9 protein-coding genes are annotated in these 7,264 nt (G+C 45.3%); 5 read left to right on the top strand and 4 right to left on the bottom strand.

From position 1 onward, the window contains the following. Together AC06L3_RS00895 and AC06L3_RS00900 are read left to right on the top strand one after the other, a co-directional pair. Positions 1–327, top strand: a 327-nt coding sequence (locus tag AC06L3_RS00895) for an amidohydrolase family protein (protein ID WP_475668742.1), incomplete at its 5' end; no start/stop codon positions are given. An 81-nt stretch (positions 328–408) separates the two neighbouring features. Further along, positions 409–621 (top strand): hypothetical protein, encoded by a 213-nt coding sequence (locus AC06L3_RS00900; protein ID WP_475668743.1) that lies wholly within the window; start codon positions 409–411, stop codon positions 619–621. Here AC06L3_RS00900 and AC06L3_RS00905 read toward each other — a convergent pair. Genes AC06L3_RS00905 through AC06L3_RS00920 form a run of 4 tightly spaced genes read right to left on the bottom strand, consistent with a single transcriptional unit; the run spans position 611 to position 4,893 of the window. Continuing rightward, entirely contained in the window at positions 611–847 is a 237-nt protein-coding gene (locus tag AC06L3_RS00905; protein WP_475668744.1) for an acyl carrier protein, read from the bottom strand. The two genes, AC06L3_RS00900 and AC06L3_RS00905, sit on opposite strands and share 11 nt — an antisense overlap. Before the next feature lie 58 nt (positions 848–905). Further along, positions 906–2,645, bottom strand: a complete 1,740-nt coding sequence (locus tag AC06L3_RS00910; protein WP_475668745.1) for an AMP-binding protein — start codon at positions 2,643–2,645, stop codon at positions 906–908. A gap of 11 nt (positions 2,646–2,656) precedes the next feature. After that, the gene (locus tag AC06L3_RS00915) at positions 2,657–4,021 is read right to left on the bottom strand and encodes a condensation domain-containing protein (protein WP_475668746.1); all 1,365 of its coding nucleotides are present in this window, start codon (positions 4,019–4,021) and stop codon (positions 2,657–2,659) included. Positions 4,022–4,026: 5 nt separating this feature from the next. Then, positions 4,027–4,893, bottom strand: a complete 867-nt coding sequence (locus tag AC06L3_RS00920; RefSeq protein ID WP_475668747.1) for a hypothetical protein — start codon at positions 4,891–4,893, stop codon at positions 4,027–4,029. Between the two features lie 86 nt (positions 4,894–4,979). Between AC06L3_RS00920 and AC06L3_RS00925 the strand changes: the two genes are divergently transcribed. The 3 genes from AC06L3_RS00925 (at position 4,980) to AC06L3_RS00935 (ending at position 6,762) form a co-directional block, all read left to right on the top strand. Then, positions 4,980–5,399, top strand: coding sequence for a hypothetical protein (locus tag AC06L3_RS00925; RefSeq protein ID WP_475668748.1), 420 nt, complete (start codon positions 4,980–4,982; stop codon positions 5,397–5,399). 192 nt (positions 5,400–5,591) lie between these two features. Further along, positions 5,592–6,029: a hypothetical protein gene (locus AC06L3_RS00930; protein WP_475668749.1), complete on the top strand. Its 438-nt coding sequence runs from the start codon at positions 5,592–5,594 to the stop codon at positions 6,027–6,029. Between the two features lie 334 nt (positions 6,030–6,363). Continuing rightward, positions 6,364–6,762, top strand: coding sequence for a hypothetical protein (locus AC06L3_RS00935; protein WP_475668750.1), 399 nt, complete (start codon positions 6,364–6,366; stop codon positions 6,760–6,762). Positions 6,763–7,264 lie beyond the last annotated feature (502 nt).

A 7,264-nucleotide genomic window follows, 5' to 3' on the forward strand; every position in this document is an offset into this window, starting at 1 on the left:
AGCCAGTGTACGGACACTCCGGCGGATGACGGCATCAATTATCCTTTCCTATGCATGCAGGTCGCAGTTACAGGTGCATATGAACCGAGTTCGTATGCCTGGCAGCCAGAGGAACTGATAGACCGCTACCAGTTCCTGCAGGCTATGACTTACAATGGTGCCTGGCAGTTGCATTTGGAGAAGGAGCGTGGTAGTATCGAGCCTGGCAAATATGCAGATTTCGTTATTCTGGATGAGAATGTCCTGACCTGTGATGCGCAGGATCTTGGTGGTGTTCAGGTTGTCAAGACTTTCTTTGAAGGACGGGAAGTATATAGCAGGCAATGATTAGTGCTTGTTGAATTCGGGTAATTGACAAAAGTTGTCAAAAAGCCGGAATACCTTTGTATCAACAAAAACAATACAGGTATGAAGACTTTTTTTACAGTAAGCAGCGGTAACAGTAACAGCAGCAGAAGAAGAAGCGAACTCAATTGCACCGGACAGGATGTGAAGAATGAAAACCGTGTGAATCAACAGGCCAACGCATTGGAACAATGCGAGCAGAACGAGCACATAGATGGTTTTGAAAAGGTGCTTGTAATAATTTCCGTACTTCTTTTCCTTATACTCAATTCATAAGGAAGGCAATGATATCATCAAGAGACTTGAAGCCGTAAAGCTTTGAATCCGGTATTGGCTTGCCGAAATGCTCCTCAATCTCATTTATCATTGCAGCCGCCACAAATGAATTCAGACCCAGATATTTGAGATTGGCTGAAGTGTCAATTCCCTCAAGCGGTGCGTCTATGTATTCCTTAGCTATCTGAAGAAGTTCTTTCTTGATCTGTTCAATGTCTTTCATCATAATTCCGTTTTTGGGCGGCAAAAATAATAAAATTGCGCTTATGCTGAAAGTTCTGCGGCTATATTGCAATACTTTTTCCGGAAATTGACTGTGGAAGCAGATTGCGCTTGATTTTCCGGCTGCTTGTCTTCTCATATTCACATTCGGGCAGTTCAACGTAATCAATGCATTTATATGAAGGCATCAGGGAATTGATTTTCCTGATGTCTTCACTTATCCGCTCAACATTGGAACGCATCTGCTCATCCGGAATGTAAAGACCGGCACACAGCAGTTCCTGCCCCTTATGCTCCACCTTGTACACTACGATATCCGCAGCATAATCCATATTGGATTCAATGACGTTCTCTATTTCTTCCGGGAGAATGTTCTTGCCGTTGGATAGAACAATGGCGTTCTTCTTCCTGCCTGCCAGATGTATCTTTCCGTCAGCTGAAATGCTGGCGCTGTCTCCTGTATTGAAGAATCCATCGCTGTAGAAAACCTTGCTTGTGTTTTCAGGATCCTTGTAATAGCCTTTTGCCACATTGGCTCCTCTTACGCACAGTTCCCCCACCCCGTTGCTGTCCGGATCAAGAATTTTAACCTCAATGTTCTCACAAGGCTTGCCAACGCTCAAATGATCCTTCAAAGTATTGGCGTTGATTGAGATGAGCGGGCCGCACTCGGTGATTCCGTATCCGTTCTCCACTCTGATTCCAATATCATTCAGACCTTTGACCACTACCGGATTGAGCATCGATCCTCCGCAGACAAGCATGTTGAGATTGCCTCCGAAAACTTCGTGAATGGAAGCGAACATGCTGCGCGTGCGGTCAATGCCGAACCTGCGGAGGAAATTGGAGATTCTTATGCCCTTCATGAGCTTTTCATCCTTGCCTTCCTTGCGGGCGTTCTGCCAGATATTCCTGTAGAACGCCGTGGCTATCATTGGAACAACTGTTATGACAGTAGGCTTGAAAATCTTCAGGCAGCGCATCAGATTGCGCATTTCACCACAGATATATGTAAGTCTTCCGCTGGCCACTCTGGTCATTATATGGGTGTTTATCTCCACGGAATGATGCATTGGAAGCACACTCATGGAGGTGTTGAACTGCTCGGCCCTGATGCTTCCAAGACAATTGTCTATGTTGGCAGACAGATTGGCATTGCTCAGAACAACAGCCTTGTTGGCCCCTGTTGTTCCACTGGTGAAAATGATTTTAGCAGCTGCGTGCGGGTCAAGTTTCCTCATACAGTAAGGACTGGAAGCGAATGAACCGTCGCCGGTGGAGAATGATCTGCCGGATTCAATTAGTTCTTCATAATATGCATAGCCTTCCACCTTGCGGTCGAGGGTGATTACCGTGCGGATACGAGGGCAGGAAGGAAGGATTTCCTCAATGCCGTGAAGATACAGGGAGCCGCAGATGACTGCATCGGCATCGCATCTGTTCACCAGTTCCGCCATCAGCTGTGACGGCAGGTCCCTGTCCATTGGCACCACAACCCCCACACCGCTTGAAATGCACAGGTCCGCAATCACATACCTGCATGAGTTCGGGGCAATGATTGCAATATGCGCCCCACCCAGGCCGGCTTCAAGCAGGCCGTTTCCAAGGCTCATCACCTCATTGTAAAGTTCTCTGGCAGTATAATGGACAATATTGCCGTTTCTGTTCAGTTCGGCCAGAATCCTGTTGTCGGGGACGAGACGCGAAATGCGTTCAACCACATCACGCGTATTTCTGTACGGACCTTCCTTGAGCAGGGTGTCCGCCAGCATAACTTTCTCGGAAAAGAATTTCTCACTCATAAGTATCTTGATTATTCTACAGCAGCCGGGAAAATTGTTTCCAGACTTACATCGGGTCTTGACATCACAGCCTCTATTGTATTCAAATATCTGTTATGAAAATCCATAAGCTGCACTGCGCTTATCATTTCTGTCTGAACATCGTAGGCAACATCTATCTTATGGCTCTGCATATTGTACATAAGCGCAACGTAGGAAACAAGACTGCCCTTGCCGTTGCTCAGTATCGTAAGCTCAACATTATTGTCGGTGGAATAAGGGATGAACGAATAGCAGAAACTTATAACCTGGCTGGTGATTGGATAGTTCCACAGTTTGTGCTGCAGTTTCTCAAGTCCCAGATATGACAGCTTCGTGTGCCTGAAGAGCCCTGACTGATCGTTCACCGCCATTGCTATGTTATCGTTGAATGACTTTTCATAGTCCACGCTGGTATAAACGCTCAGAGCCTGCACCTTGGTGCCGCCGCACTTCCTTTCCGCGAGGGTTCCCCTGCAGTCCAGAAGCTGAAGCGGAGCCTGGTGTCTTTCCCTGCCATTTATCAGGGAAGTTGTCAGAGCCATTGCATAGTAGAAGAAGGAAGACATTGTAATGCTGTTCTCCGCGCACCATTTCTCCACCTTTTCCTCCACTGCCGATGGTATGGTCAATTTATATCCTTGAGTGCTGCACTTTATGAACAGGTACGGACAGTAGAATTTGCCCTGCCTCTTGAATTTGAGCCAGCGGTCGCTTCCGTTTCCGTGAAGGCCGCAATATACAGGATGCTCCGGATGCCTGTTCTCATAATAGTCCTTGAAGAACTCCATATCCCTTGACGTGGCATTGTCATTGTCCTTGTATTCCATATCCTTTCTCAAGACATCCTCGAATCTGGCATTCGGGGCAGGGAGGGCGTCATTGTTTCTCAACGCATTGTATATGGCAAAAAGGTCCTTGACAAGAAGCCCGATTGCGTAACTGTCGGCCACATAATGGCTTATCTTGAAATATATGACTTCCTTGCCGTTGGGATCGCTGGCATAGGCCACTTTCAGCACCTCACCCTTTAAAGGATTGAGCATCCTGCGCCTGAACTTCATGAAGAACGAATTCTGTCTGGACTGAGTGTCAAGTTTTCTGTATGGAATCTCTCCAATCTTTCTTTCGGGCACGAAATACTGTTTGATTGCTCCTCTGTCCTTTACGAAGCTGATGCGGAGGCAGTCGTTTCTTTCAATCAGAAGATTGATGGCTTTTGTCATCAACGGCCTGTCAAAGCCGGATTCAACCACTGCCTGGAACACGATATTGGCAACTCTTTTGAAGAGGGTATATTTTGTTTGAAGATGTATTACGTCCTGGGATGAATTGAATCCGTACAATGTCCGTTCCATAATGACTATAGTTTCAGCAGTTGTTTGTAATCGGTCTCGTCAACCTTTGATTTGAATGAGAGTCTCCTGTATTTCTCAAGAGCATATTTAACCAATGCCTGAGACTCCTGTGCATCGGACAATTCCGCAAGCCTGCACGAATTCACAGCAGTGTCCTTGATAGCGGAATACAAAGCGAACCTGTTGATGTTGGTTGATTTGCCGTTCTTGAGCCGTGCGAGTTCCTTTATATTGTCATTGATTTCCTCGCGCCTTCTTGAAGCGCTCCAGTCTCTTTCCCTGAGCATCTGTGCAAGGAAAATGTAGGACGAAAGCCTGGATTCATCTGAAGGTATTTCATCAATGGCCTTGCGGGCATAATTGATGGCGGCATTGGTGGACTTGAAAGGATGATGGTAATATATCTCGGCCAAAGCCTGCCATGCCTCGGAATAATCCGTGCGGTCCAATGTATTTAGGATCATCTCAAGGTCCTTCATCATGACCGAAACCTTTGATGCCTGCTGCATCTTTCCTCTGGTCTGACACTCTCTGCCAACATTGGCACAGTGCCAGAAATAACACCCGGCATTGCGTGAATCAAGTGAGATTCCCTGTTCGGCATAACGGATACCTTGTCCGAAAACTCTTCTTTTACCCTCCTTGTCTGTTTCTTCCTGACCAAGAATCAATTGGATTCTGGCCATTCTCCAAAGAACTTCGGCCTTTGCCTTGCCTTGTGTTGCCAGCTCCAGAGAGCTGAGCTCAGCAAGAGCGGCCTTGTAATCGCAGGCCTTGCTGAACAATGAATCAGCTTTCCTGAAATCCGGCTGTGCAAAGGCGCTGCAAGCCAGCGCAAGCAGTAAAAGTGTACAAATTCCGAACCTTTTCATAAGCATTTTATAAAGCTTCCAAAATTACTCAAAAAATTGCAATGGGCATATCTGCGCTATTGTTTTTCTGAGTATCTTTGTGATTGATGAAGCGTTTCATATTCATATTATCCTTCATTCTGGCGCACCTGTTCTGCAGCAGTTCTCTGAACCCGGCAGACAAAGCGTCACAATCCAATTTGCTTTGTCCTGCAAATTCCGGGCATTTCAGCATTGGCCGGACCGCTTGCGCCAGCAGAACCTTCGGATTCAATCTTCAAGGAATCCTTTCATCAAGCGCAACGGGGTATTCAGAAGAAAGCCATAATTTCAGTCCTTCGGTCAGAAACACCGGTAATGGAAGAAGGGTACAGTCTTCATCAAGGTCTACATTCCGTATGGTGAAAGCCGGAAAGCTGATTGACACGCAAAGCATATACACGTTCCAAAGCGCTCTGAAGCTTTTCTCATCCGGAATACATTCAAACGCACGGTTCATTCTTTCCATCTGCAATCTAAGGATTTAGCCTGCCGGACCGCTTCCCACAGTGTGCGGAAGGTTTGCAGAATTTGCAGGAACCTTCCGCAGTAAATATTTTTAAACAACTGATTACCAAAGCATTAGTAAAAACAACCGCGGAAGGTTTACGTCATATCAAGAGACCTTCCGCACTGAATCGCAATCATAATCATATTCATTACAAACTGAATCAAAGACAATGGAAACAATATTCAAAAGCGTACATACATCAAAGGACCTTGCAATATCAGGTTCAATATTTGTAGCGGGAATCTGCCTGCTCTTCATCAACGCCGGCCTGGGAGTGCTCTTCACAATACTTGGACTGGCAATGCTGTGCATATTCAAAAAAGGCTACAGAAAGGACGGACAAGGAAGCGTTCTCACCAGACAATCGGAGGAAATATGCATGGAATGCAAAGCTCAGATTCTTGATTTCCTCAACGGTAAGGCTATAAAGCCTGAAATAAAGAAAGGCAACAGCGGTGGAACAATACGTCTGGATGCTTACTTCAACAAAGCCGAAGGTCTGGCCTACGTACAATTGTTCGAGTACCGCAACTATACTTACGAGCCGCTCACCAAGGTTGTGGAACTTCATTCACCTAAAACCGAAATCATAGTGTCACAGCTATAGATTCTTGAACATCAATTATAAATTGGAGATCTTACGTCATTGATTGCTTCAATGACGTAAGTTTTTTTGACTGCAATGTTTGTTATTTTATTGGATGCAAATTAATTTTGTAGAGAAATCGTGAAAGCATAGCAACGATTCCTATTTTAACATATTAAGAGCACAAGCTTTTTACTGGTAGTCCGCTAAACCTGGCAGTTTAATTCAAGACCTACCTCAGTAACGGGGTTGTGCCCGGATATTCAATCCGGGCTATCCTATGAGTGTAGGTCAATGGTCTGCCAGGACCAAGCGGACTCCTCTTGGACGGCTCGGATTTTTTCGTATTTACACAATGAACAAGGAGCATCTGACTAAAGGAACAGCAATTGAAGGAGCCGCAGACAGCGCTATTCCGCCCGTGAAATACCTTTATGAAGAAAAGGACCTGTCTGAAGTATCAGCCATCATCAGTCTGATAGCACAGGCAATTGCGTTTAAGGATTTTTCCACCATCGACAGTAAAAACAAAAAACAGCTGGAAGCGTTGGAGGATTTTGAAAGCATTGGTGCTTCCATTGAGCGTCTGGTAAGGTTCACACTGCGCGTAAACCCGAATTTCGGAGAAAAGGACTTTCAAAAGCTCTGCGATGAAAGTATGGAATGCTATCGCAGTAACTGGAGAAGAAGGATGGAAAGCTTCTGGAAAGGCCTGTTCAACTGGCAGAAGCTGTTCGAAGGCTGCCTTTTCTGATATGTTCATGTAGTATCGTTCAACGCCAAGGAACAAGTTCATCGTGCATCAGCAATCAAATCTGGCGTCTCGAACATTGCCTATGTGATGATTATTCCCGTTCTTTCGCCAGATATTGGTCAGAAAAATAATACCCCTGAGCAATCTCAGAGGCATTTGCTGGAGGTGCGTAGCGGAATCGCAAACGGGATATTTGTGGGATATGTGAGTCCGAAGAAAATAGTTAAATCACTGATATTCAAAATATATTGGATTTTGAGGTCTTGAATTGGTATCAAGTAGCCCGAAAAATTTGGTATCAATTTGGTATCAAGTCCAAAAGATTTTTTATCTTTGTGATACGATTCAAAAAGATAAAAATCATGGCAGTTTCATTCATTGTGAGGACTACAAAGTCCAAGGGGGAAGCCCCGATTTCCGTGAGGGTGAGGTCTTCGATTCTGAAGATCAACATTCTTCAAACTACAAACATTATGGTTCCCGTGGAGAAGTGGAATCTCAA

The organism is Candidatus Egerieousia sp. (assembly GCF_056211015.1).